This is a genomic window from Caminibacter profundus (genome assembly GCF_054657155.1).
In genome coordinates, this window is record NZ_BAAHXC010000001.1 from 1,175,733 (window position 1) to 1,197,523 (window position 21,791).

General features: G+C 29.3%; 30 protein-coding genes. 4 read left to right on the forward strand and 26 right to left on the reverse strand.

Annotation, left to right across the window (positions count from 1 at the left end; translation table 11 throughout):
- Positions 1-80: 80 nt before the first annotated feature.
- The 21 genes from ACYQ1U_RS06330 to ACYQ1U_RS06430 all read right to left on the reverse strand — a co-directional run bounded on the left by ACYQ1U_RS06330 (position 81) and on the right by ACYQ1U_RS06430 (position 13,464).
- Positions 81-281: a hypothetical protein gene (locus ACYQ1U_RS06330; RefSeq protein ID WP_459885552.1), complete on the reverse strand. Its 201-nt coding sequence runs from the start codon at positions 279-281 to the stop codon at positions 81-83.
- 1 nt (position 282) lies between these two features.
- Entirely contained in the window at positions 283-1,383 is a 1,101-nt protein-coding gene (locus tag ACYQ1U_RS06335) for a pyridoxal-phosphate-dependent aminotransferase family protein (protein ID WP_459885555.1), read from the reverse strand.
- An 82-nt stretch (positions 1,384-1,465) separates the two neighbouring features.
- A complete protein-coding gene (locus ACYQ1U_RS06340) occupies positions 1,466-1,711 on the reverse strand; it encodes a hypothetical protein (RefSeq protein ID WP_459885558.1) in 246 nt (81 codons plus the stop codon).
- Positions 1,689-3,539, reverse strand: coding sequence for a transketolase (gene tkt / locus ACYQ1U_RS06345; RefSeq protein ID WP_459885561.1), 1,851 nt, complete (start codon positions 3,537-3,539; stop codon positions 1,689-1,691). The genes ACYQ1U_RS06340 and tkt overlap by 23 nt, the downstream gene beginning before the upstream one ends.
- Before the next feature lie 125 nt (positions 3,540-3,664).
- Positions 3,665-4,525: a polyprenyl synthetase family protein gene (locus tag ACYQ1U_RS06350; RefSeq protein ID WP_459885565.1), complete on the reverse strand. Its 861-nt coding sequence runs from the start codon at positions 4,523-4,525 to the stop codon at positions 3,665-3,667.
- 3 nt (positions 4,526-4,528) lie between these two features.
- Positions 4,529-5,422, reverse strand: a complete 894-nt coding sequence (locus tag ACYQ1U_RS06355; protein WP_459885568.1) for a DUF7488 domain-containing protein — start codon at positions 5,420-5,422, stop codon at positions 4,529-4,531.
- Entirely contained in the window at positions 5,419-5,706 is a 288-nt protein-coding gene (locus tag ACYQ1U_RS06360; protein ID WP_459885571.1) for a YbaB/EbfC family nucleoid-associated protein, read from the reverse strand. The genes ACYQ1U_RS06355 and ACYQ1U_RS06360 overlap by 4 nt, the downstream gene beginning before the upstream one ends.
- Positions 5,707-5,735: 29 nt before the next feature.
- On the reverse strand, positions 5,736-6,029 hold the full coding sequence (locus ACYQ1U_RS06365) for a type II toxin-antitoxin system RelE family toxin (protein ID WP_459885574.1): 294 nt from the start codon (positions 6,027-6,029) through the stop codon (positions 5,736-5,738).
- A complete protein-coding gene (locus tag ACYQ1U_RS06370; RefSeq protein ID WP_459885577.1) occupies positions 6,019-6,222 on the reverse strand; it encodes a hypothetical protein in 204 nt (67 codons plus the stop codon). The genes ACYQ1U_RS06365 and ACYQ1U_RS06370 overlap by 11 nt, the downstream gene beginning before the upstream one ends.
- Positions 6,219-6,596, reverse strand: a complete 378-nt coding sequence (gene panD, locus ACYQ1U_RS06375; protein ID WP_459885580.1) for an aspartate 1-decarboxylase — start codon at positions 6,594-6,596, stop codon at positions 6,219-6,221. The genes ACYQ1U_RS06370 and panD overlap by 4 nt, the downstream gene beginning before the upstream one ends.
- Positions 6,593-6,928 (reverse strand): (2Fe-2S) ferredoxin domain-containing protein, encoded by a 336-nt coding sequence (locus ACYQ1U_RS06380; protein ID WP_459885583.1) that lies wholly within the window; start codon positions 6,926-6,928, stop codon positions 6,593-6,595. The genes panD and ACYQ1U_RS06380 overlap by 4 nt, the downstream gene beginning before the upstream one ends.
- A 170-nt stretch (positions 6,929-7,098) precedes the next feature.
- On the reverse strand, positions 7,099-8,328 hold the full coding sequence (locus ACYQ1U_RS06385) for a UDP-N-acetylmuramoyl-L-alanyl-D-glutamate--2,6-diaminopimelate ligase (protein ID WP_459886411.1): 1,230 nt from the start codon (positions 8,326-8,328) through the stop codon (positions 7,099-7,101).
- On the reverse strand, positions 8,300-8,665 hold the full coding sequence (locus ACYQ1U_RS06390) for a hypothetical protein (protein WP_459885586.1): 366 nt from the start codon (positions 8,663-8,665) through the stop codon (positions 8,300-8,302). Before ACYQ1U_RS06390 ends, ACYQ1U_RS06385 begins: the two co-directional genes overlap by 29 nt.
- A complete protein-coding gene (locus tag ACYQ1U_RS06395) occupies positions 8,640-8,933 on the reverse strand; it encodes a NifU family protein (RefSeq protein WP_459885589.1) in 294 nt (97 codons plus the stop codon). The genes ACYQ1U_RS06390 and ACYQ1U_RS06395 overlap by 26 nt, the downstream gene beginning before the upstream one ends.
- A 1-nt stretch (position 8,934) precedes the next feature.
- The gene (gene rplQ / locus ACYQ1U_RS06400) at positions 8,935-9,306 is read right to left on the reverse strand and encodes a 50S ribosomal protein L17 (RefSeq protein WP_459885592.1); all 372 of its coding nucleotides are present in this window, start codon (positions 9,304-9,306) and stop codon (positions 8,935-8,937) included.
- Positions 9,306-10,307, reverse strand: coding sequence for a DNA-directed RNA polymerase subunit alpha (locus ACYQ1U_RS06405; RefSeq protein WP_459885595.1), 1,002 nt, complete (start codon positions 10,305-10,307; stop codon positions 9,306-9,308). The genes rplQ and ACYQ1U_RS06405 overlap by 1 nt, the downstream gene beginning before the upstream one ends.
- Before the next feature lie 13 nt (positions 10,308-10,320).
- Entirely contained in the window at positions 10,321-10,947 is a 627-nt protein-coding gene (gene rpsD / locus ACYQ1U_RS06410; RefSeq protein ID WP_459885597.1) for a 30S ribosomal protein S4, read from the reverse strand.
- Between the two features lie 2 nt (positions 10,948-10,949).
- The gene (gene rpsK / locus ACYQ1U_RS06415; protein WP_459885601.1) at positions 10,950-11,342 is read right to left on the reverse strand and encodes a 30S ribosomal protein S11; all 393 of its coding nucleotides are present in this window, start codon (positions 11,340-11,342) and stop codon (positions 10,950-10,952) included.
- Positions 11,343-11,352: 10 nt separating this feature from the next.
- Positions 11,353-11,721: a 30S ribosomal protein S13 gene (rpsM, locus tag ACYQ1U_RS06420; protein WP_459885604.1), complete on the reverse strand. Its 369-nt coding sequence runs from the start codon at positions 11,719-11,721 to the stop codon at positions 11,353-11,355.
- 3 nt (positions 11,722-11,724) lie between these two features.
- Complete coding sequence (gene rpmJ / locus ACYQ1U_RS06425; protein ID WP_007475222.1) at positions 11,725-11,838, reverse strand: 50S ribosomal protein L36; 114 nt, start codon at positions 11,836-11,838, stop codon at positions 11,725-11,727.
- Positions 11,839-12,177: 339 nt separating this feature from the next.
- The gene (locus tag ACYQ1U_RS06430; protein WP_459885607.1) at positions 12,178-13,464 is read right to left on the reverse strand and encodes an NCS2 family permease; all 1,287 of its coding nucleotides are present in this window, start codon (positions 13,462-13,464) and stop codon (positions 12,178-12,180) included.
- A gap of 458 nt (positions 13,465-13,922) precedes the next feature.
- Between ACYQ1U_RS06430 and ACYQ1U_RS06435 the strand changes: the two genes are divergently transcribed.
- Entirely contained in the window at positions 13,923-14,345 is a 423-nt protein-coding gene (locus tag ACYQ1U_RS06435; protein WP_459885610.1) for an Hsp20/alpha crystallin family protein, read from the forward strand.
- 95 nt (positions 14,346-14,440) lie between these two features.
- On the opposite strand, the gene ACYQ1U_RS06440 is transcribed toward ACYQ1U_RS06435, so the two are convergent.
- The 5 genes from ACYQ1U_RS06440 to flgB all read right to left on the reverse strand — a co-directional run bounded on the left by ACYQ1U_RS06440 (position 14,441) and on the right by flgB (position 18,706).
- Complete coding sequence (locus ACYQ1U_RS06440; protein ID WP_459885613.1) at positions 14,441-15,538, reverse strand: mechanosensitive ion channel family protein; 1,098 nt, start codon at positions 15,536-15,538, stop codon at positions 14,441-14,443.
- Positions 15,539-15,678: 140 nt separating this feature from the next.
- Complete coding sequence (locus ACYQ1U_RS06445; protein ID WP_459885616.1) at positions 15,679-17,385, reverse strand: peptidoglycan D,D-transpeptidase FtsI family protein; 1,707 nt, start codon at positions 17,383-17,385, stop codon at positions 15,679-15,681.
- Positions 17,385-17,678, reverse strand: coding sequence for a flagellar hook-basal body complex protein FliE (fliE, locus tag ACYQ1U_RS06450; RefSeq protein ID WP_459885619.1), 294 nt, complete (start codon positions 17,676-17,678; stop codon positions 17,385-17,387). Before fliE ends, ACYQ1U_RS06445 begins: the two co-directional genes overlap by 1 nt.
- Before the next feature lie 3 nt (positions 17,679-17,681).
- Positions 17,682-18,176 carry a flagellar basal body rod protein FlgC gene (flgC, locus tag ACYQ1U_RS06455; RefSeq protein WP_459885622.1) on the reverse strand — a complete coding sequence of 165 codons (495 nt, stop codon included), beginning with the start codon at positions 18,174-18,176 and terminating at the stop codon, positions 17,682-17,684.
- A gap of 101 nt (positions 18,177-18,277) precedes the next feature.
- The gene (gene flgB, locus ACYQ1U_RS06460; protein WP_459885625.1) at positions 18,278-18,706 is read right to left on the reverse strand and encodes a flagellar basal body rod protein FlgB; all 429 of its coding nucleotides are present in this window, start codon (positions 18,704-18,706) and stop codon (positions 18,278-18,280) included.
- 104 nt (positions 18,707-18,810) lie between these two features.
- Between flgB and ACYQ1U_RS06465 the strand changes: the two genes are divergently transcribed.
- From ACYQ1U_RS06465 to ACYQ1U_RS06475, 3 genes are all read left to right on the forward strand, one after another.
- Entirely contained in the window at positions 18,811-19,950 is a 1,140-nt protein-coding gene (locus ACYQ1U_RS06465; RefSeq protein ID WP_459885628.1) for an FtsW/RodA/SpoVE family cell cycle protein, read from the forward strand.
- A gap of 113 nt (positions 19,951-20,063) precedes the next feature.
- Positions 20,064-21,158 carry an undecaprenyldiphospho-muramoylpentapeptide beta-N-acetylglucosaminyltransferase gene (murG, locus tag ACYQ1U_RS06470; protein ID WP_459885631.1) on the forward strand — a complete coding sequence of 365 codons (1,095 nt, stop codon included), beginning with the start codon at positions 20,064-20,066 and terminating at the stop codon, positions 21,156-21,158.
- Positions 21,158-21,706 (forward strand): Uma2 family endonuclease, encoded by a 549-nt coding sequence (locus ACYQ1U_RS06475; protein ID WP_459885634.1) that lies wholly within the window; start codon positions 21,158-21,160, stop codon positions 21,704-21,706. The genes murG and ACYQ1U_RS06475 overlap by 1 nt, the downstream gene beginning before the upstream one ends.
- The last annotated feature ends 85 nt before the right edge of the window (positions 21,707-21,791 follow it).

Below are 21,791 nucleotides of genomic sequence, written 5' to 3' on the forward strand. Positions count from 1 at the left end.
AAAATCAATAATAGCACTATTCCTATTAGATAATTCATTCCTTCAACCTTTCAAGAAGTTTCTTCATTTCAACATATTTGCTATTTTTTATATTTGTTAAAACATATAATACTGACAAAACCTAATAAAATTAATATAAAATCAGCATAATTAAAATTATTATGTAAGATTTTATAAATCAAACTTACTTCTCCACTCATTATAGCAAACATAACAACAAAAATATTTCTTAAAGAATCTCTTAATAAATCAATTTCTATTTTTATCTTTTCATTTTTCATTTTACACTTTTAATTTTTCACTTGAATAGACTTTAACTGCACTTCCATCATATGGTCTAATTCCAAGTTCATCAAGAGCTAGTTCTATACTATTTAAGATATATTCCATTTTATAATCTTCTATTAATCCCATATTATTAATTCTAAATAGCTTGCCTTTCATAAAATCCTGTCCACCTGCTACATTTACCTGATATTTTGTTTTTAAGATTTTTCTAATCTCTTCGGCTTTAGGAGTATATATAGCTGCCATTGATAGAGCCGGATTTTTAGGATAAATAGAAAGTCCTATTGCTTTTAGAGCCTCTAATATCGATTTATGTCTTTTTGCAGTATCTTGATAATGTTTAGTTAGACCGATACTTTCTAATTTTTTAAGTACTTCATTTAGTGCTATAATCAAACTTGTAGCTGGTGTAAATGCAGTAGTACCATCACGCTGTTTTTTAATCTCATTTGCTAAGTTAAAATAAAATCCTTTTCCTTTGCCAATTCTCTCAACTGCTGCAACACTTAAACCTAACATTGCAAGTCCTGGTGGAAGCATAAATGCTTTTTGGCTACCTCCTACTACTACATCAATATTACTTGTATCAATATCTTCAACTCCAAGAGCAGTAATACCATCTGCAACAATGATTATATCATCTCTTACTTGTTTTACTGCTTTTGCTACTCTTTCAACTGGATGTCTAAGCCCTCCTGCACTTTCACTTATCTGAATAAATAATGAGTCAATTTCAGTATCTTTAATAGCCTCAACTACTTCATCAACACTTGCTGGAGTATCCCAATCATATTTTAGTTCTTTATAATTAATTCCGTGAGCTTCACAGATTTTACCCCATCTCTCACCAAATTTTCCAGCATTGATAGTAAGAGCTTTTTTCTTTACTATATTTATAACACTTGCTTCCATTGCACCTGTACCTGAACTTGAAAGAAATACATTATTTGGTAATTTAGTAATTTTTGAAAATCTTTCAAGTGCTTCTAATAAAATAGATTTAAATTCAGGTGTTCTATGATGAATAGTCTCACTCAAAAATGTTTCTCTAACAAAATAAGGAATTTCAACCGGTCCTGGTGTTGCTAAAATCATTTTAAACCTTTAACTAAGGAATTTATTAAATACATAAATAAACCTAAAGAAACAATAATTGTTAAAATACTAACTATTTCCATCATTTTACTTCCTTTATCAATTCATCCATTTTATTAAATACAAAAATTGTAACTTTTATTAGTAAAAATTCTACCACAATTGCTACTAAATCAAAAATTACAAAATATATTGGTAATTTCTTAACTAACACATATAGATTAAGAGAAACAATCGCACTTATAAATGTTAAATTCGATAACAACAAAAACTTAAAAAGCTCTCTTAAATTCTCTACCTTTATTTTAACTATTTCTAAGTTTTTCAATTATTTTGTCCTTATCAAACCCAAAATATTTATAAACTTCTCCACCTTTTCCACTTGCACCAAATGTATCCATCCCTATAACCTCATCGGCATATTTATACCACTCAAATCCCCTTCCTGCTTCAATAGCTACTATTTTTCCTTTAAATAAGCTATTTTTAAATTCTTGCGTCTGTTCATCAAATAGATCAAAACAAGGCACACTTACAACTCTTGCATCAAGTTCCACAGCTACTTCCATCGCTAAACTAACTTCACTACCACTTGCTACAAGCGTTATATCAGCTTTTCCATCCCTAAGGATATAAGCACCTCTCTTTAAATCAACTTCTTTTGGTGTTATATTTTTTAACCCCTGTCTACTTAAAGCAAAAACAACTGGTGCATCAATATTTAATGCTGCCTTCCAAGCATTTACATTTTCATTTGCATCGGCAGGTCTAAATACGTAAAGGTTTGGAATAGCTCTAAGAGATGTTAAATGTTCAATTGGCTGATGAGTTGGTCCATCTTCTCCAACTACTATACTATCATGTGTAAAGATCCAATAGTTTTTGTGTGAACTTAAAGCTGCTATTCTTAATGCACCTCTTAGGTAATCACTAAATACTAAAAATGTAGCCACATACGGTAAAAAGCCATAAGCACTAAAAGCATTATTGATTGCCGCCATAGCGTGTTCTCTAATTCCGTAGTGTAAGTTTCTACCGTTTGGAAAATCGTCTTCACATTTGAGTAAAGTATTATTCGATGGTGCTAAATCAGCACTACCTCCTAAGAAACTTGGAATTGCAATAGCAATTGCATTTAAAATTTCACCATTACTTTTTCTAGTAGCAATATTTTCACCTTCTTTAAATTCAGGCCAATTAATTCTAGAAAAGTCTTTTTTGAAAAATTCTTCGATTTCTTTAACTCTTGCTTTTTTATTCCACTCAGCCTCTAATAATTCTCCTTTTTCTCTCACACATCTAAACCTAATCAGCACATCTTCTGGAACAATAAATTTCTCATCAGGATTAAAACCTGCTGCCTCTTTACTTTTTCTAATTACATCTTCTCCAAGTGGTGCCCCGTGAGTTTTTTCACTTCCTTCAACTCCTACAGCGCCTTTTGCAATTATAGTTTTCGCAATAATTAATGTTGGTTTATCACTATTTTTAGCAGTTTGCAAAGTCTTTTTAATTTCATCATAGTCATGCCCATTCATCTCAAGTACTCTAAAACCTTGAGATTCAAATCTTTTTTTCACATCTTCATTAAATGCAATACTCACATCACCTTCAATTGAAATATTATTGCTGTCATAAATTATGATTAAGTCTTTTAGATTATGTTTTCCTGCAATACTACAAGCTTCATAAGCAATTCCTTCTTCTAAATCCCCATCTCCACAAAAACACCAAACTTTATGGTCAATTTCACTAAAACGTCTAGATAAAAATTCTTTTGCCATAGCAAATCCAACAGCATTTGCCACACCTTGTCCAAGAGGACCAGTTGTTACTTCAATTCCCGGTGTATGTCCAATTTCTGGATGACCAGGAGTAATACTGCCAAGCTGTCTAAAATTTTTTAAATCTTCAAGAGTAATATCATAACCCCATAAATAAAGCATTGAGTAAATAAGAGGAGTCGCATGTCCTCCTGAAAACACAACTCTATCTCTATTAATAAAATTTGGATTATGTGGAGTAATATTCACAATCTCACTAAATACTGTCATTATATCAGCAAGTCCAAGAGCTGCACCTGGATGACCTGATTTTGCCTTCTCAACCATATCCGCTGCTAAAAATCTTATCGTATCTGCCATTTTTTTATACATCATAAACCTTTCTTTAGTTATTTGTGTACTATTAGTATATTTGTATATTTGTTATTGGTTTATTAGCCCAATTAATTAATATACAAATATACTAATTACCTTTTTATTATTTTTCATTTCCAATTTTACATTTTACACTTTTCACTTTTCACTTTACTGTGTCTATAAAGATATTTTTCAAGCAATTTATTTAACTCAACTTTTAAACTTTCATCAAATTCATTTAGTTCTTTTTCAATTTCCCCTGCTAATTTGTCTGCTTCTTTTTTAGCTTCATCAATTCCTAAAATAGTAACAAAAGTGTTTTTATTTTCATCAACTCCCGTCGTTTTCCCTGTCTCGCTTGAATCTAAAAGGTCTAATAAATCATCTTGAATTTGAAAAAGCAGTCCTAGCTTTAATCCAAAATCATATAGTTTATCAGCTAATTCTGTTTTATTTACAATAATAGTTCCCATTTTAAGACTTGCAGCAATAAGTTTGCCTGTTTTATTTAGATGTAAAAATTTAAGCTCATTAATATTCAATTTTTTATTTTCAAAATAACAATCTATCGCCTGACCTAAAACCATACCATTAGGTCCTGCATTTTCAGCTAAAATTTTTATAAGTTCTATTTTTATGTCATTATGCATAGGCGCTTTACTTAGCACCTCAAAAGCATAAGTGTTAAGTGCATCTCCAACAAGTGTTGCAGTAACTTCATCATAAGTCACATGTAGTGTAGGATGTCCTCGTCTTAAACTAGCATTATCCATCACCGGCAAATCATCATGAATTAAAGAATATGTGTGAATTAACTCAATTGCAAATGCAGCATATTTTGCACTATCTATTAGCATAGGTTCATATGCTCTTACGACTGATAGCAGTAGACTTGGTCTAAATCTTTTACCACCAGCTATTAGCATCTCATTAAGAGCTTTTTCAAAAAAAGGATGAAAACTTTTAACTTTAATTAAATTTTTTTTTATAAATTCTTCCATTTACTACCTTAGAGGAATATTTATTTTTATACCATCTTTTTCTAACGTAATTGTAACATTTTTGTCAAAAGATAATGCTTTTTTAAGTTCACTAAAAGAATGAATTTTTTTACCATTAACTGCTATTAATCTTGCAGGAGGAGTTAAGTATGTTTTATTATATATTTTTTTTGGTACTTTTGTTACTATTAAATTTTTATCTACTACTATATCAAAATGCATTAGTGGAGTAAAATTATAAATTTTCTTTCTTATTTTGACTAAAAAACTTCTATTATTAGCAGTTATTTTAACCTCATCTCCAATTTTCCCAAGCAATACATACTTACTAAAAGTTTTCACATTTGCATTTTTACCATTTATAAAAACTATTCTTTCTCCCGGTTTAATTCCTTGTACATAAAAAGGGTCTACATATTTTACCTTCATAAATCTATCTACTTCAATACCAATATCTCCCCAATACCCGAATTTCGCAAAATGTTTAACAAAACTTGATTTTATAAAACCAATTCCACTTCCTACACCATAAGCCCTACAGAAAAAATCTACTATTATTGTATTTTTAGGTGTATGTGTACTTAGTTTTGCAGGATTTAAAAAAAGCATATCTTTTGCAAATGTTCCACCATAAACACTATCAAAATTAATTGCTGCCATAAACCAACCAAGTTTTGGATTATCATAAAAATCAATAACTTTTTTATTTTTAGCAGATACTACATACATTTTTGTAAAAGGATCATAAAATATATATTTTGTAGGCTTTGAAAAAGTTATACTTTTTGAGTTTGTAATAGGAACTACCGAATATATATTTTTATATTTTTTAAAACATGGAGAAAAATCAAAATTCATTGCAAATAAAAAAATAGGGAATAATAAAAAAAATCTCATTGCCCCAAATTCATTCCACCAAACATATTAAGAGCTTGTGCTTTTTTATCTTCAACTGCCATTTTTATAGCATCATTAACTGCGCTCATAAGAAGAATTTGAAGTGCTTCTTTATCTTCAAGTAAACTATCATCAATTTTTATATCAATTACTTCAAACTTCCCATTCACAGTGGCTTCAACAAGTCCTCCGCCACTTTTTGCACTATACGTTTTATTATCAGCCGCCTGCATTTGTTCTTGAAGTTTTTGCATCATTTCATTCAAATCAAGATTACCAAACATTAATCCTCCTTTAATAAAGAAAAAACATATTAATCTGATAAATTATCAATATCACTTTTTGAATAAATCTTTAATATCCATACTTCTTTATTCTTATCAACTAAATAATAAATTACTCTATATCCTCCTCTTTTACCTTTTTTAATATCTGAATTTTTAACTCTTATTTTATAATAATTTTTACCTAAATGAATTCCTATTTTAGGATTAATTTCTAATAAATCAATTAATTTTAATAAATTCTCTTTTATAGATTTATATTTCTTAAAAAGCTTTTTAACATCCTTTTTAGCAATTTCTAAAATTTTAACTTTATAATTCATTTAAAAATGTTCTTGCATCTTGAGGAGATTTATTATTCTTTTTTAAATATTTAATCTCTTTTTTAATTTCTTGAAAATCTTTTTCTATCTCTTTTACTCTAAATTGATATATTATACCACCCTTTAAAGATTCTAAAATATTTACAATTTTTTCAAATTTATTATCATTTACCTTAATTTCAATTGTTTTCATTTATCATCCTGTAAGTAAGTTGTTTTTTCTATTACATTATTGTTATCATCTACAATTATGACAGCCGGTCTAAAACTTTTTGCTTCTTGGGGAGTCATATGAGCATAAGCAATAATAATAATTTTATCTCCAGGATGTGCTTTTCTAGCAGCTGCTCCATTCAGACAAATTTCTCTTTTACCACGTTCTCCTTTAATTACATAAGTAGAAAATCTCTCTCCATTATTAATATTTACAACATCTACTTTTTGACCTACTAGTAAATTCGCTTCTTCCATAAGCTCTTCATCAATAGTAATGGAGCCAACATAATTTAAGTTGGCATCCGTTACTGTGGCTCTGTGAATTTTACTATAAAGCATTTCAATTGTCATGCCCAAAATTCCTTCGGTATTAAATATTCTTCAACTGGATTTCCATTTTTGATATGTTCTTCTAAAATTCTATCAATTTTTTCTTTATCAAGATCAACATACATATAATTTCCAGGTTCTACAAGCATAACTGGTCCAAAGTTACATCTATTAAGACAACCAGTTGGTACAATCCAGTTTGTCATAGGATCAATTCCCATTTCCATCATTTTTTGCTGAGTATATGGAAATAAATCTTCTTTTCCTTCTCTTACACAGCTAGGTTTTGGAAATGTTGGTGGTCTTTTTACTTGACACATAAAAATTATATTTTTTGGTTTTGGCATTTGCATATCGCTCTCCTTTTTTTTATATTTTATGTTTAGATTTAACTTATATCATAATTTTACTTATTTTACAAATAAAAAGTTAAATAAACACAAAAAACAAAAAAAATTTATTAAAAAACACAAATGCAAATGTAACTATTTTATAATATCCTCTAAGCAAACTTTATGTTCTGTTAAATATAATTTTTTATAATATTCCTATCACTAAAAGGAATTTTTTCTTTACACTTTTCAATATATTTTTCATCACCTTTTCCTAAAACGAAAAGAATTAAATTTTCTTTTTTTGCAATTTCAATAGCTTTTTTTATAGCTTTTTTTCTATCGGTAATTATTTCATATTTTTTACTTTTTATTCCTTTTGCAATCTCCTCACAAATAACTACTCTATTCTCGCATCTTGGATTATCTTCTGTAAGTATTATATATTCTGCTTGCCTTTCTGCAACAGCACCCATTAGAGGACGTTTTGCTTTATCTCTATTTCCTCCGGCCCCAAACACTACAATTTTTCTGCCCTTGACTGAACTTAGGACTTTTTCCATTCCATCAGGGGTATGTGCAAAATCTATAATAATTAGAGGATTTTTACAAACTATTTCCATTCTACCAGGTACTTTAAAGTTCCAGGTTCCAAGTTTCAAGTTCCAAGTAATATTAAATTTTTTTGAGATTATTTCACTTAATTTAATTGCAAGAGAAAAATTCATTTTATTAAATTTCCCTGCCATTGGAATATCATCAATAATAGGCTTTTCTAATACATATAAATTTTTTGAATTTATTTCAAAATCATACCTTCCTACCTCCACAACTTGGAACTTAGAACTTGAAACTTGGCTACTTTTAATTTTTCCATTAACTACTTTTATCGTTTCATCTTGAAAAAAAGACTCTTTAACTTTTTTGTATTCATCCATAGTCTTGTGAAAATCAAGATGGTCTTGCGAAAAAGAGGTAAGAATCTTAGCAAAAAAATCTATTCCTTCAATTCTATTTTGAACAATTGCATGAGAACTAACTTCCATAATAAAAAAATCTGGTTTATATTTAAAAGCTCTTTTGATTGTAGTTAAAATAGGGGGAGTTGTAAGGGTTTTGTCTTCTACCAATTCTTCATTAAAATAAAATCCCTCAGTCCCCTGCACACCTACATTAAAACCTTGGCTTCGTAGTAAGTATCCTAAAACAAAAGCTGTGGTAGTTTTGCCATTAGTTCCGGTAATACCTATAAACTTTGTTTTAAGATTAAGTGAACTTAATAGATTTTTAGGAGTAATATAATGTTTAATATGAAAGCTATACTTTGAGTTTTGAGAAGTTTTTAGAAAAAGTTTTGAAGGAGTAAGCTCCTTCGTATTATCAGTTATTAAATCATTGTTTAAGTAGTGAATTAAATCCATCAATTATCTCTATATCATTTAAGTTATAAAGAAGCTCTTCAAAATAACTTATAGCATTTTCTTTGAACCCATACTTCAAAAGCATTTCAAAAAACTCAATTAATTCGTCTTTATCTTCAAAAATAACTTTGGTTGAGAGTAAAATATTTTCTAAATCTTGCTTGTCTTTTACAATTTGTTTTACATCTGTAAAGCTTATTCCATCTATCTCTTCGCTTTTTGGTAAAGAGGGAGAAAAAAGCTTATTTAAAATAGCCATCACCTTTTGATAATCCTTTTTGGCAATAGCTTCTTTAATAATATCTTTCAAATCAGAATGAATATTTCGCAAGCTCATCCAATTTATCCTCATATCCATGAGGTACATTTATTACTACTAAATCTGGGTGAATTTTTTCTTTTAATGCTTTTTCAATACCATATTTTAGCGTAGCTCCTGCACTAGCACACCCGACACAGCCACCTTGAAGCTGAACAAAAACTGTTGGCTTTCTAACATCAATTAAAGTAACATCACCGCCATCCATTTGAAGCATAGGACGAATTTCTTCAAGTACTCCTGCTACTGCTTCTTTTAAATCTTCATTAGAAAAAGGAATCTCCATATTATTCTCCTACAAATTCAATAATACACATCTCAGCAGCGTCACCTCTTCTAAATCTAGTTTTTATAATTCTTGTGTATCCACCATTTCTATTTGTAAATCTTGGTGCAATAATTTCAATTAGTTTTTTTGTAGCAGCTTTTGCTCTTTCGTTTGAACCTAGTTTGCTATATACATATCTGTGAGTGTTTAAATCTACTTCATCTTTTGCTCTTGTAATAAGTTTTTCAATATATCTTCTAAGTTCTTTTGCTTTTGGAACTGTTGTTTCGATTTTTTCATTTTCAATTAGATCACATGCTAAATTTTTTAGAAGTGCAAGTCTGTGTTCACTATCACGACCAAGCTTTCTATACCCATGTCTATGTCTCATTACTCTTCTCCTTTAAGTTTTGCTAACTTCTCTTCAATTGCTTTTTTAATATCAAGCGGTAATGTTTTATTAATAGAGAATCCAATCTCTTCAAGCTTTTCAAAAATTTCTTCAAGTGATTTAGTACCAAGGTTTTTGATATTTGCTATTTTTTCTTTACCCATAAGAACTAATTCACCCACAAATTTAATTCCAGCCCTATCAAGTGCATTAAAGCTTCTACTTCTAAGATTTAGAGTTTCAATTTGTTCAAATAAAATATTATACTCTTCTGGTAAACTGAAACTTTCAACTTTTTTAGTTTCAAGCTTAAATTCTTTTGAAAATACACTAAATTGATTTAGATAGTTATTTACAGCATCTTTAAAAGCATCAATTGGATCTATTTGTCCATCCGTTTCAACTTCAAAAATTACTTTTTCAAAGTTCGGGTCGTCTTCTACTAAAACATTTTCAATATTATAAACTACTTTTCTGATAGGACTGAAATATGCATCAAGCCCTATAAATCCATCTGGAAGAGTGTCTCTATAATTCTCTACAGCTACAAACCCCATACCTTTTTTGATGATTAAAGAGAGCTTTAGCTCGCCTTCTTCATTTAAAGTAGCTATATACTCTTCAGGTGTAACCACATCAACTTCATCAGTAATTAAATCTTCACCTTTTACCTCTTTTGGACCTACAAAGGTATAATCAACTACTACTTCATCTTTAGATGAATCTTTAATCTTAAATCTAATATTTTTAAGATTAATAATAAAGCTTGCTACATCCTCAAGCATACCTTTTAGAGAATCAAACTCGTGCTTAACTCCCTCAATTTTTAATCCAACTGGAGCATATCCAGTTGTAGCTGCTATAAGAGTTCTTCTAATTGGATGAGCTACGCTTACTCCAAAACCAGATTCAAAAGGGTAAACTTCGATTTGAGCGAAGTTTCCCTCTTTTTTATAAGAAAATTCAGTTGGAATCAAAACTTCTGTTTTTATTTTATTCATTTTTTAACCCCTATTATTTAGAGTATAGCTCAACTACTAATCTTTCATCTACTGGAATATTTACTTCACTTCTTTCTGGAATTCTTTGGAATACTCCTACTAGTTTTTCTTTATCTACATCTACCCATGGAGCTATACCAGTTTGTGCTGATAATTCTAATGATCTTTGAATTTGAGGATTGTTTTTAGATTTTTCTCTAATTTCTATTCTATCTCCCTCTTTTACAAGATATGAAGGAATATTTACTTTTCTTCCATTTACTAAAATATGTCCATGAGTTACAAGTTGTCTTGCAAATCTTCTAGTTGTTGCAAATCCCATTCGGAAAACAACATTATCAAGTCTTCTTTCAAGTAGTTTGATTAGGTTTTCCCCTGTACTTCCTTCTTGTCTGTTTGCTTCTTTAAAAAATCTTCTAAATTGTTTTTCTAAAACACCATAATAATATTTAATTTTTTGTTTTTCTCTAAGTTGTAATCCATATTCAGAAATTTTAGCTCTTCTTTGTCCATGTTGACCAGGTGCATAAGGTCTTCTATCAAGTGCGCTTTTTCCAGCAAGTCTTCTCTCACCCTTAAGTTCTAATGAAACTCCTAGTCTTCTTTCTATTCTCTCAACAGGTCCTGTATATCTAGCCATCGTTACACCCTTCTTCTTTTTCTTGGTCTACAACCATTGTGTGGCAGAGGAGTAATATCTTTCATCCAAAGTACTTTAATTCCATCAATCGCACCTACAGTTTTAACTGCTGTCTCTCTACCACCACCTGGTCCTTGTACTTTAATACCTACTTCTTTAATTCCATATTCTTTAGCTTTTGCCATTGCATCTTCTACTGCTTGTTGAGCAGCAAATGGAGTTGACTTTTTACTTCCTTTAAAACCAAGTGCTCCTGCACTACTCCAACATAAAGCATTTCCCATTTCATCAGTAACTGTAATCATTGTATTATTAAAAGTAGCAGAAATATATACTATCCCTCTTGCTATTTGTTTTTTAATTTTTTTCTTTTTAGTTAATTTTCTTTTTGCCATCATCTACCCCTTATTTTGCTTTTGCACCAACAGTTTTTCTTTTACCTTTTCTAGTTCTAGCATTAGTTTTAGTTCTTTGTCCTCTAACAGGCAGACCTTTTCTATGTCTAAGTCCTCTATAACAACCTAAATCCATAAGTTCTTTGATATTAAGCTGAACAATTTTTCTAAGCTCACCTTCTACAATATAATTATTTTGAATTTCTTTATTTAAAATTGAAACTTCTTCTTCTGTTAATTCATATACTCTTTTATTTGGATCAATTCCAGTATCTTTTAAAATTTTTCTACTAGTTGTAAGTCCGATTCCATAAATATATGGAAGTGCATACTCGATTTTTTTCTTTTTAGGTAAGTCAATACCAGCAATTCTAGCCATTTCCTATCCTTGTCTTTGTTTATGTCTTGGATTTTCACAAATTACCCTAACAATGCCTTTTCTTTTAACAATTTTACATTTAGGGCAAATTTTCTTAACTGATGCTCTAACTTTCATAATAACCCCTTCTTTTTTAGTTCCAAGTTCCAGGCTTCAAGTTCCATAGTTTTTATAAATTATTTGGAACTTGACAACTTGGTACTTGGCTACTTTTTTAAATTTTTTCCTTGTTTTCAATTGAAACTCGGAACTTGGCTACTTGGCCACTTATCAACCTCCCCGTAGGCACTACGGCCAGCCCTTGCAACTGCCCTTTTTGACAATTGCAAAGCCTCTTTGTAGTTTAGGGGGGATGGAATTATACCATATAAAATTAATGGAAAATGAAAAATGGAAAATGATAAATGATAAAAAAAGAGAAGAATTTTTTACATTATTTCCTTTTATAAAGGAAAACTAGTGAAAGAGAAAAGCCAAAAATCCAATAATAGCAAGAGTAATTGTACCAATATTTATTTTGTCAAATTCTTTTTTTAATAATGCTAAAACTACATATGTAACAAATCCTGCACTAAGTCCAATAGTAATAGAGTAAGTAAGAGGCATAAGAACTACTGTCACAAAAACACTAATAGCAATTGTTAAATCTTTAAAATTAATATTCTTAAGCTCACTAAACATTAAAACACCAACCATTACCAAAATAGGATAAATAGCATTACTAGGAATTGCCTTATAAAGCGGTAAGAAAAATAGAGTTGTTATAAAAAATAACCCTGTAAAAACCGCAGTAAGACCACTTCTTCCTCCCTCTTCAACCCCAACCGCACTTTCAATAAAAGAAGTAGTTGTAGAAGTACCAATTGAAGCACCAATTACAGTTGCAGCTGCATCAGCCTCAAGAGTCTTTTGAAGTTCTTTGCTTCCATCTTTAAAAAGCTCTGCTCTTGTGCCTATCCCTGCAAGCGTTCCTATAGTATCAAACATATCTGTAATCAAAAAAGTAACTATTACAGGTATAAGAGATAAACTAAACGCACTCGCTAAATCAAACTTAAAAGCAATTGGAGCAATGCTTGCAGGAGCTGAAATTATTCCATCAGGAAGTTTTGCAAGTCCAAATACCCAAGCTACAATAGTTGTCACTAAAATTGATAAAATAAAAGCACCTTTTACTCTATATGCATAAAGAAAAGCAGCTATAATAAATCCAAATAATCCTAATAAAACATTTGGGTCTTTAATATTTCCAAGGCCTACTAATACTGCTTCATTTTTCACAATAAATCCCATACCTTGAAGACCAATAAATGCTATAAACATACCAATACCCGCACTAATTGCTCTTCGTAAATCTAATGGAACTGATTCAAGCACCCATACTCTAAATTTTGTAAATGATAAAATTAAAAATATAATACCGCTTATCATAACAATACCAAGAGCTGTTTGCCATGGAATTCCCATACCTTTAACTAACCCAAAAGTAAAATAAGCATTAAGCCCCATCCCTACACTCATAGCTACAGGTGTATTTGACCAAAAGCCATTTAAAATAGTAGCTATTATTGTAACAACTGCAGTTGCAGTAATTAATGCATCATAAGGCATTCCAGTCAAACTCATAATAGAAGCATTGACAGGTACAATATACATCATTGCAAGAAACGTAGAAAATCCTGCTCTAAGCTCAGTAGATACAGTAGTATTCTTCTCTTTAAGTTTAAAAAATTTTTCTAACATTTTTCGTCCTTATGGGTTTTTTTTTAATATATCAAATAAAAGTGCCTTAAAAGTTCCAAACAGATGAAGTTCTAGGTTGCCGATCTGGGTTCCAAGCAAGTGAAGTAGCCAAATATCCAAGTAACCAAGTTCCAAGTAATAGATAATAATACCAATTCCAAAATGTTTAGACACTTCAATATAATAAAATTTAGTTAATCAAATACAACCAATTAAAGCATATACTTCTATTTAAAAACTATGACTATATTAGAATTGGTATAATATAGAACCTGAAACTTGGAACTTCATCCGCTTGGAACCTGGAACTTGGCTACTTATCTAGTTGCGAGTTGCAAGTAGTAAAAATTTTTTTTCTTAAGAAACTTTAGTACTTATATATAAAATTTCTTGACTTTTTATTTATAATTTATTATAATTCTGACAACTAAAAATCCTTTACAAAAAGGAGGGGGAAAATGTGGCCAATGGTATTTGATCCTTTTAGAGAGTTACAAGATATTGAAAGAAGAATTGGAGCAGTGCTTCAAGCAAACAGACCTGTTCAAAAAGTTGAAACATTTACACCAGCAATAAATGAAAGAGTTGATGAAAAAGGTTATTACTTAGAAATTGATTTGCCTGGAGTTAAAAAAGAAGATATTGAAATTTCTATAAATGACGGAGTATTGACAATCTCAGGAGAGAGAAAACTTGAAAAAAAAGAAGAAAAACCAAACTATACAAGGATTGAAAGTTTCTTTGGTAGATTTGAAAGAGCATTTAAATTACCAAATGATGCTGATTTAGATAATATTGAAGCAAAATATGAAGACGGAGTATTAAAAGTATTTATTCCTAAAAAACAAAAACCGGAAGGCAAAAAAATCGAAATCAAATAACTATTATCCCCTAGTTTACTTCTTTTTCTATTTTTCCTGACCATCAGACATCGATTGGTTTTGAGGTAATAGAGGTGTTGAAGTTATTACCTATACTAACCTATACAACCTTTACTAACCTCTTCAATTATAATTGGTGTTTCAAAATAAATAGAATTGCTAGGAAATGCAAAACTGCTACCATTTTTCTCTACAATTTCTTTGATTTTAAGATTTATATCTTCTCTAATTCTCAGATACTCTTTCCATTCGGCTGTATTTGTAAAAAAGTAGCAAAAAATACTAAGACTTGAATCACTAAACTCATCAAAATATATAAGCAAACTCTCATCTTTAGCTATTTCAGGATGAGATAGAAGCATTTCTCTTATATCATTTACTATTTTTTTAATTGTATCAATTGGAGTACCATATACAAGACCTACTCTCATCATAATTCTTCTTTTGTCCCGCCTACTAAAATTTTCAACACTCGTATTAGCAATAGTAGCATTTGGAACAATAATAAGCCTCTTATCAAATGCTCTTATTTTTGTAGTCCTAATGCCAATGTCTTCCACTATACCTTCAACATTTCCTATTTTTACCCATTCACCAAGTTTAAAAATATTGTCTGTAAGTATTGCTATGCCTCCAAAAATATTAGCTGCTGTGTCTTTTGCTGCAAGTGCAAATGCAAGGCCTCCAAGTCCTAAAGACGCAATAAATCCTGTCACATTAATACCCCAATCTTGAAGTAAAGCAATAACACCAATCGAAATAACTAATATTTTTGTAATCTTTACTGTGAAACTCGCTAACTCTTTTGAAGCCTTACCAAACTTTCCTAAAAGTTTATATACATTCTCTTCAAATTCATTAATAACATTATAAATAGCCCAAAAAACATCAAAAATTAAAAGGCCTTTTAAAATATGCTTAATAACAGCATTGTTTACCTCTAAAAAATAAAAAAAGAAATAAAGCCCTGCTATAACAAATAAAAACTTAATAGGCTCTTTTATAGCATGAAGAAGTTTATCATCAAACTCATTCTTTGTTTTTCTTACCAAAAATCTAAAAAAATTTAAAATAAAAACAGCAAAAACTTTTCTAATAATTAAGAAAAAAAATAAAAATAAAAGTGCCAAAATTATTTTGTAAAGAGGCAATTCTAAAAATTTGTAATCTAATATTTTTAATAATTCCATCATTTTTTCTCCTGTATAGGTTGATTGGTTAGTGGAGAGTATTAGAGGTTTTAGAGGTATTAAAATACAACCTATACAACCTCTACTAACTTTTAATACCTTTATTACCTCTAATACCTCTATTAACCTCTACTAACCTTTTTTCATTTTCCATTGTCCATTTTTAAAAGGTTTTCTTTTATCATTATATCAACAATTTTTTTAAACGTAGGTACAGCAGAATTTGAAGCAAAATAATTTGGCCATTTAGCTTTTATATCAAAAAAAGTAACTCCTATTGTATACTTATGATTGCCATCATTTACAAATCCAAAAAATGAAGAGTTATAAACTTGTTGGTAACCTTTTTTCCCCATTGAAACATGCGCAGTACCAGTTTTACCAGCAATAAAAAGCCCTTTAATATTAGCAGCTTTCCCGGTACCTTTTAATACTACTTTCCTTAAAATTCCAAGCATTATTTCAGCATTTTTTGGACTCATTACTCTTTTTTCTTCACTTTTAACATCTGCTATTTTTGGTGTTATCATAATACCTCTATTATTAAAAACGTTATAAGCTTTTAAAAGCTGAACGAAATTCACTAGTATTCCATATCCATAAGCAGTAGTTGATTTATATACTGGATAATGTAAAAGTCTAAGACTTCTAAGTTTACCTTTAAGCTCATAAGGCAGGTCAATACCAGACAGTTTTCCAAAACCAAATCTATAAAGCCAATTTAAAAACTCTTTATTAGTTAATCTTAATGCAAGCTGTGAGATTCCTATATTACTTGAATAAACAATAACATTTTCTGCACTAATCCAATCAAATGGATCATCATCTCTTATTGGTGTTTTTCTCCACTCAGGTTTCCATTTTCCATTATAACCTTTAATAATTTCATACGGATTTACTCTATTTAGTTCTAAAAGAATCGCAAAAGTAATAGGCTTCATAACAGACCCGGGTTCAAAAAGTTCTCTAATGGCACTAATTTTCATATTAGGAATATCCTGATGTCTTATAAAAGTTGGATTATATCTGTTTGAGGTAGCTATTGCTATAATTTTACCACTTCTACTATCCATTACAGCAGCAATTACTTCTTTTGCTTTAAATTTTTCTTTTTGAACATCTAAAAATTTTTCAATTTTTCTTTGAAGGACTAAGTTTATGTTAAGCTTTATATCATTTCCATTTATAGGTTGTTTAACAATTGCATTTTTATCATATATTATATTTCCAAATACATCTCTAAACCCTCTAATAATTCCATTTCGTCTTGCTCTTAAAATATCATCATAATACTCTTCTAATCCATTTTCACCTCTTTTTTCATCTTTTCTATATCTTCCTAGGACTGGTTCTAATACATCTTCATATGGATATACTCTTTTAAAATCAAAACTTACAATATCATACCCTATTCTGATACCACTTTTTGTAGCAAGAAAAACTCTTTTTTTATCAAGAACTTTTTTAAGATATAAAAGATTTTGTTTAGTTTTTAAATCAACTGTTGCAATACGTACTCTTCTTATACCTTTTTTTGTATAAAGGGCTATTTTTTTTTTAATTTCACTAACCGGTACACCTGAATATATAGAAAATAGATTAAAAAAAAGCTCTTTCTTTTGAGGATCTATAAACTCAGGATAGATATAAACTCCATAAAGTTTCTTACTTTTTGCAATAGTATATTCATCTGTGTATATAGAGCCTCTAACTGCTATTTCTTCTTTTTGAGTAATTGGTTTTTTATAATATCTAGGTTTTGCAATACTAAAATAAACAAAAAATGTATATACAAAAGCTATTGCTACAAAAAAAGAAAGAAAAATCCATATAAGCCTAGAATTATTCATTAAATTTGAGTTTTTAGTAGTTCTTTATATGCATTTATTGCTTTGTTTCTCACTTCTAACATCATTTTCATTTTCATTTCAGCTTTCTGAATAGTAATACTAGCTTTAGCTAAATCTTGAACCTCTCCACTGGCAATTTCTGCTTCTGCTACTTCTGCTTTTTGCATTAATTTATTTGTTTCTTCAACTTCTTGTTTTAAGACTTTTTCAAAGTCTAAATCACTAGAATTTTTTTGGCTCTTTACATTTAAAGGATTTAGACTTTGTGTATCTATTTTATTTATAAAAGCCATCTATTATCCTTCCAGTATATTTATTGCACTTTGTGCCATTGATTTTGCACTCTGGAATGCAGCAACATTTGCCTGGTATGCCCTAGTTGCTTCTATTAAATCGGCCATTTCTACAACTGGATTAATATTTGGATATGCTACATATCCATTTGCATCTGCATCTGGATTAGTAGGGTCATATTTTAAAATAGGTTTACTATCATCACGAACTATTTTATCAACTACAACAGTTTCAATAGGTGGTTTCGCTACTTTATAATCCTCACCATCTTCATCAAGAGGATTTTCATATTTATGAAATCTAAAACTTTCTATTTCATTATTTAACTCTTTTTCAAAAGGAATAGCTTTAAAAATAACCTCTTTTCTTCTATAAGGTCCTCCTTCAGGAGTTCTAGTAGTATTAGCATTTGCAATATTTTCTGAAATTATATTTATTCTAAATCTTTGAGCTGATAAACCATAACCAGAAATATCAAAACTATTTAAAAATGCCATCTTCTTCCTTTAAGAATAAATTAAAAGTTAAAAATTAAAAATGAAAAGTTTTGATTTATTTTATATTTTAATATCAACTTTTTACTTCTCACTTTTCACTTCTAAATGTTTTTACTTGAATCAATAACTGCTTTAAAAATTTCAATATCTTTTCTCAAAGCCCTAATGGCAGCATTATATGCCATATTATTTTTTGCCATTTCTGTTGTTTCTACATCTATATCTACACTATTCCCGTCATTCCTTGCTAAATGTCCATCTCTAAAAAAAACAATTGGTTTATATTCATTTTCTATATCTTTTGGCTCTAAGTGCATTGGATTTGTTTTTGCAAGCTCTAATTTTTTAGAAGGTTTACCAAATTTTTTGTCAATTTCAGCACTTAAAGCCTCTTCAAATCTTATATCTTTTGGTCTATAGTAAGGCGTATCAGCATTTGCAATGTTACTTGCTATCATATCTTGTCTTATTTTCCTATAATGCAAAGATTTCTCTAAGATATCAAAACTTTTAGATATTTCAAATGCCATTTTTCACCTTTTTTATTTTCAAGCAAAAATCATTCCCCAATTATTTAAAGAGTTTTTTAAATATGATAAAATTTTAAATATATTATACTTTATAAAGGAATTTATTGCAAAAAGTTGATACTTTAATTTTTATATTAGTAGCTATTTTAATGTTAATAGGAGCAGTTTTTTCTTACTCTCTACCAGTATTTTTAGAAAAAATAAAAAATTTAAGCGAATATCATTTTTTTGAGAGATATACTTTATTTGCTTTTGTAAGCTTTATATGGATGATTATTTTATCAAAATTAAATCCAGATAAATGGTTTAATGTTATAGGATTTAGTATTTTGATAGTTTCTGGAATTTTAGTAATAATTTTACCCTTTTTACCTGAAAGCATCGCTCCTATAATAAATGGTGCAAAAAGATGGATAAAAATAGGACCTTTTAAATTTTCCCCTGTAGAATTTTTTAAACTAGGTGTGGTATTTTTTTTATCTTGGTCATTTACACGAAGAGTTAAAAAGTCAAAAACACTAAAAGAAGAGATAAAAACATTAATACCTTATTTGATATTACTTGGTATATTTTGGGCTTTTATTTCATTTTTACTTTCAGACCTTGGACAAGTCATTGTTATGCTTTTAGTTTTTACTATTTTATTAATAGCAGCTGGCGGAAAATTAATGACTATGGGGCTTATGTTTTTGTTTGGAATAATAATAGGAGCAGTTGCAATTTTCTCAAAAGATTATAGACTCGCTCGTATAGAAAACTGGCTTTATACAATGAGCTCTAACTTTTTTTCAAAGCCAATTGTTGAAGGTTCTATCGCAAATTATGGCCAAGTAATTCAATCTACAAATGCAATTCATCATGGGGGACTGTTTGGAGTAGGTATTGGTAATGGAATATTTAAACTAGGATATTTAAGTGACATTCATACCGATTTTGTGCTTGCTGGAATTGCAGAAGAATCCGGACTTTTTGGAATAACTATTATATTTTTACTGTTTTCATTTCTATTACTTAGAATATTTAGAATTTCAAATAGAAGTGAAAAGAAAGAGTATCAACTATTTGCTCTTGGAATTGGAAGCTTGATTGGAATTCAACTTTTCCTAAATGGAAGTGGAATTACAACTGTTTTACCTTTAAAAGGACTTCCTGTGCCATTTTTAAGTTATGGTGGAAGCTCACTTTTAGCATTTTCTACTGCGATAGGAATGGTTTTGATGATTAGTAAAAAGGCAAGGATCTAATATAGTAGCCAAGTTCCAGGTTCCAAGTAATATTGATATAATTTTAAATATTATATAACCAATAACTAATACACCAATATACCAATATACCACACAAATATGAGGAATAAAAAATGGAAAATTATAAAACCAATACACCAATAACCAATAACCAATATACCAATACACTAAATACTACCCACTACAAACTACACACTACAAACTTTAATATTGCTATAACCGGTGGAGGAACCGGTGGACATTTAAAGATTGCAAAAGTTATCAAAGAAGAGTTAAACAATAGAGGAATAAAACCAATATATATTGGCTCAACGACTGGTCAGGATATAAACTGGTTTAAAGAAGACAATGGATTTAGTGAAAAATATTTTCTCTCTTCAAGCGGAGTAGTAAATAAAAAAGGCTTAAATAAAATAAAATCTTTATTAAATATTATCAAACTATCTTTCGAAGCAAAAAATATTTTAAAAAAACACAATATAAAAGCTGTATTCAGCGTAGGAGGCTTTAGTGCAGCCCCTGCAAGCTTTGCTTCTATTTTAAGTGGTATTCCCCTTTTTATACACGAACAAAATGCTCACATTGGTAGCTTAAATAAAATATTAAAACCATTTAGTAAAAAATTTTTTAATACTTTTATCTATAATGACCCATATCCAGTTGAAGATATATTTTTTGATACTGCACGAATTAGAAAAAAATTAAAAACTATCATATTTCTTGGAGGTAGCCAAGGTGCTAGAAGTATAAATAATCTTGCAATAAAACTTGCTCCTATTTTAAAAGAAAAAGGTATCAAAATAATTCATCAAACAGGAAAAAAAGATTACAAAAGAATAAAAGATTTCTATCAAAAAAAATCAATTGCAGCAGATGTTTTTGATTTTTATACTAAATTATATGAAAAAATAAGTCTTGCCGATTTTGCAATATCTCGTGCCGGGGCTTCTACCCTTTTTGAACTAGCAGCCAATCAAATTCCAACTCTTTTTATACCTTATCCATACGCTACAGGTGATCATCAATACTATAATGCTAAATATTTAGAAAATAAAAATGCAGGAATTGTAAAAAGAAAAATAGAAAAAGAAGAGTTTTTTAAATTATTAAACACTATTGACTTATCACAAATATCTAAAAATTTAGCTAAAATAAATAAAAAAAATGGAGCTAAATATATTGTAGATGAAATATTAAAGGAAATCTGATGGCAATTGTATATATAGAACACTATACATATGAAGATTATAAAAAATGGAAAGGTGATTGGGAACTTATCGGAGGGATGCCTTATGCTATGGCACCAGCACCTGCTAAAAGACACCAACTTTTAAGTAGTGCTATAGTAACACAATTTTACACTCAACTAGAAAATTGCATAAATTGCGAAGTTTTAATAGAAGAAGATTATAAAATCAGTGAAGACACAATCTTAAGACCTGATATTAGTGTTGTTTGTAACGATTTAAACCCAAATTTTATTTCAAAAGCACCGGAAATCATTGTTGAAATTATATCTCCATCAACGGCAAAAAGAGATGAAAAGCTGAAGTTTTCTATTTACGAATTTGAAAAAGTAAAATATTATATTTTAGTATATCCAGATGAACTGAAAGCCAAAATATTTAAACATAATGATGAAAAATATATAAAAGAAGGAGATTTTTTAACCCAAACATATGAATTTAATACAAGTTGTGGGAAAGTTAAGTTAGATTTTGAAAGAGCTTTTAGAAGATATAGAAATATAAAGTAGCCAAGTAACCAAGTTCCAGAGCCTACCCAGCATACACAAAGTGTGCAAGAGTTCCAAGTGGAAAATACCTAACGAGAGGGAAAAA

Coding starts and splice junctions, on each gene's coding strand:
- ACYQ1U_RS06330 (WP_459885552.1), bottom strand. CDS start 281: ATGAAAAATGAAAAGATAAAAATAGAAATTGATTTATTAAGAGATTCT.
- ACYQ1U_RS06335 (WP_459885555.1), bottom strand. CDS start 1,383: ATGATTTTAGCAACACCAGGACCGGTTGAAATTCCTTATTTTGTTAGA.
- tkt (WP_459885561.1), bottom strand. CDS start 3,539: ATGTATAAAAAAATGGCAGATACGATAAGATTTTTAGCAGCGGATATG.
- ACYQ1U_RS06350 (WP_459885565.1), bottom strand. CDS start 4,525: ATGGAAGAATTTATAAAAAAAAATTTAATTAAAGTTAAAAGTTTTCAT.
- ACYQ1U_RS06355 (WP_459885568.1), bottom strand. CDS start 5,422: ATGAGATTTTTTTTATTATTCCCTATTTTTTTATTTGCAATGAATTTT.
- ACYQ1U_RS06360 (WP_459885571.1), bottom strand. CDS start 5,706: ATGTTTGGTAATCTTGATTTGAATGAAATGATGCAAAAACTTCAAGAA.
- ACYQ1U_RS06365 (WP_459885574.1), bottom strand. CDS start 6,029: ATGAATTATAAAGTTAAAATTTTAGAAATTGCTAAAAAGGATGTTAAA.
- ACYQ1U_RS06370 (WP_459885577.1), bottom strand. CDS start 6,222: ATGAAAACAATTGAAATTAAGGTAAATGATAATAAATTTGAAAAAATT.
- panD (WP_459885580.1), bottom strand. CDS start 6,596: ATGACAATTGAAATGCTTTATAGTAAAATTCACAGAGCCACAGTAACG.
- ACYQ1U_RS06380 (WP_459885583.1), bottom strand. CDS start 6,928: ATGCAAATGCCAAAACCAAAAAATATAATTTTTATGTGTCAAGTAAAA.
- ACYQ1U_RS06385 (WP_459886411.1), bottom strand. CDS start 8,328: ATGGATTTAATTCACTACTTAAACAATGATTTAATAACTGATAATACG.
- ACYQ1U_RS06390 (WP_459885586.1), bottom strand. CDS start 8,665: ATGAGCTTGCGAAATATTCATTCTGATTTGAAAGATATTATTAAAGAA.
- ACYQ1U_RS06395 (WP_459885589.1), bottom strand. CDS start 8,933: ATGGAGATTCCTTTTTCTAATGAAGATTTAAAAGAAGCAGTAGCAGGA.
- rplQ (WP_459885592.1), bottom strand. CDS start 9,306: ATGAGACATAGACATGGGTATAGAAAGCTTGGTCGTGATAGTGAACAC.
- ACYQ1U_RS06405 (WP_459885595.1), bottom strand. CDS start 10,307: ATGAATAAAATAAAAACAGAAGTTTTGATTCCAACTGAATTTTCTTAT.
- rpsD (WP_459885597.1), bottom strand. CDS start 10,947: ATGGCTAGATATACAGGACCTGTTGAGAGAATAGAAAGAAGACTAGGA.
- rpsK (WP_459885601.1), bottom strand. CDS start 11,342: ATGGCAAAAAGAAAATTAACTAAAAAGAAAAAAATTAAAAAACAAATA.
- rpsM (WP_459885604.1), bottom strand. CDS start 11,721: ATGGCTAGAATTGCTGGTATTGACTTACCTAAAAAGAAAAAAATCGAG.
- rpmJ (WP_007475222.1), bottom strand. CDS start 11,838: ATGAAAGTTAGAGCATCAGTTAAGAAAATTTGCCCTAAATGTAAAATT.
- ACYQ1U_RS06430 (WP_459885607.1), bottom strand. CDS start 13,464: ATGTTAGAAAAATTTTTTAAACTTAAAGAGAAGAATACTACTGTATCT.
- ACYQ1U_RS06435 (WP_459885610.1), top strand. CDS start 13,923: ATGTGGCCAATGGTATTTGATCCTTTTAGAGAGTTACAAGATATTGAA.
- ACYQ1U_RS06440 (WP_459885613.1), bottom strand. CDS start 15,538: ATGATGGAATTATTAAAAATATTAGATTACAAATTTTTAGAATTGCCT.
- ACYQ1U_RS06445 (WP_459885616.1), bottom strand. CDS start 17,385: ATGAATAATTCTAGGCTTATATGGATTTTTCTTTCTTTTTTTGTAGCA.
- fliE (WP_459885619.1), bottom strand. CDS start 17,678: ATGGCTTTTATAAATAAAATAGATACACAAAGTCTAAATCCTTTAAAT.
- flgC (WP_459885622.1), bottom strand. CDS start 18,176: ATGGCATTTTTAAATAGTTTTGATATTTCTGGTTATGGTTTATCAGCT.
- flgB (WP_459885625.1), bottom strand. CDS start 18,706: ATGGCATTTGAAATATCTAAAAGTTTTGATATCTTAGAGAAATCTTTG.
- murG (WP_459885631.1), top strand. CDS start 20,064: ATGGAAAATTATAAAACCAATACACCAATAACCAATAACCAATATACC.
- ACYQ1U_RS06475 (WP_459885634.1), top strand. CDS start 21,158: ATGGCAATTGTATATATAGAACACTATACATATGAAGATTATAAAAAA.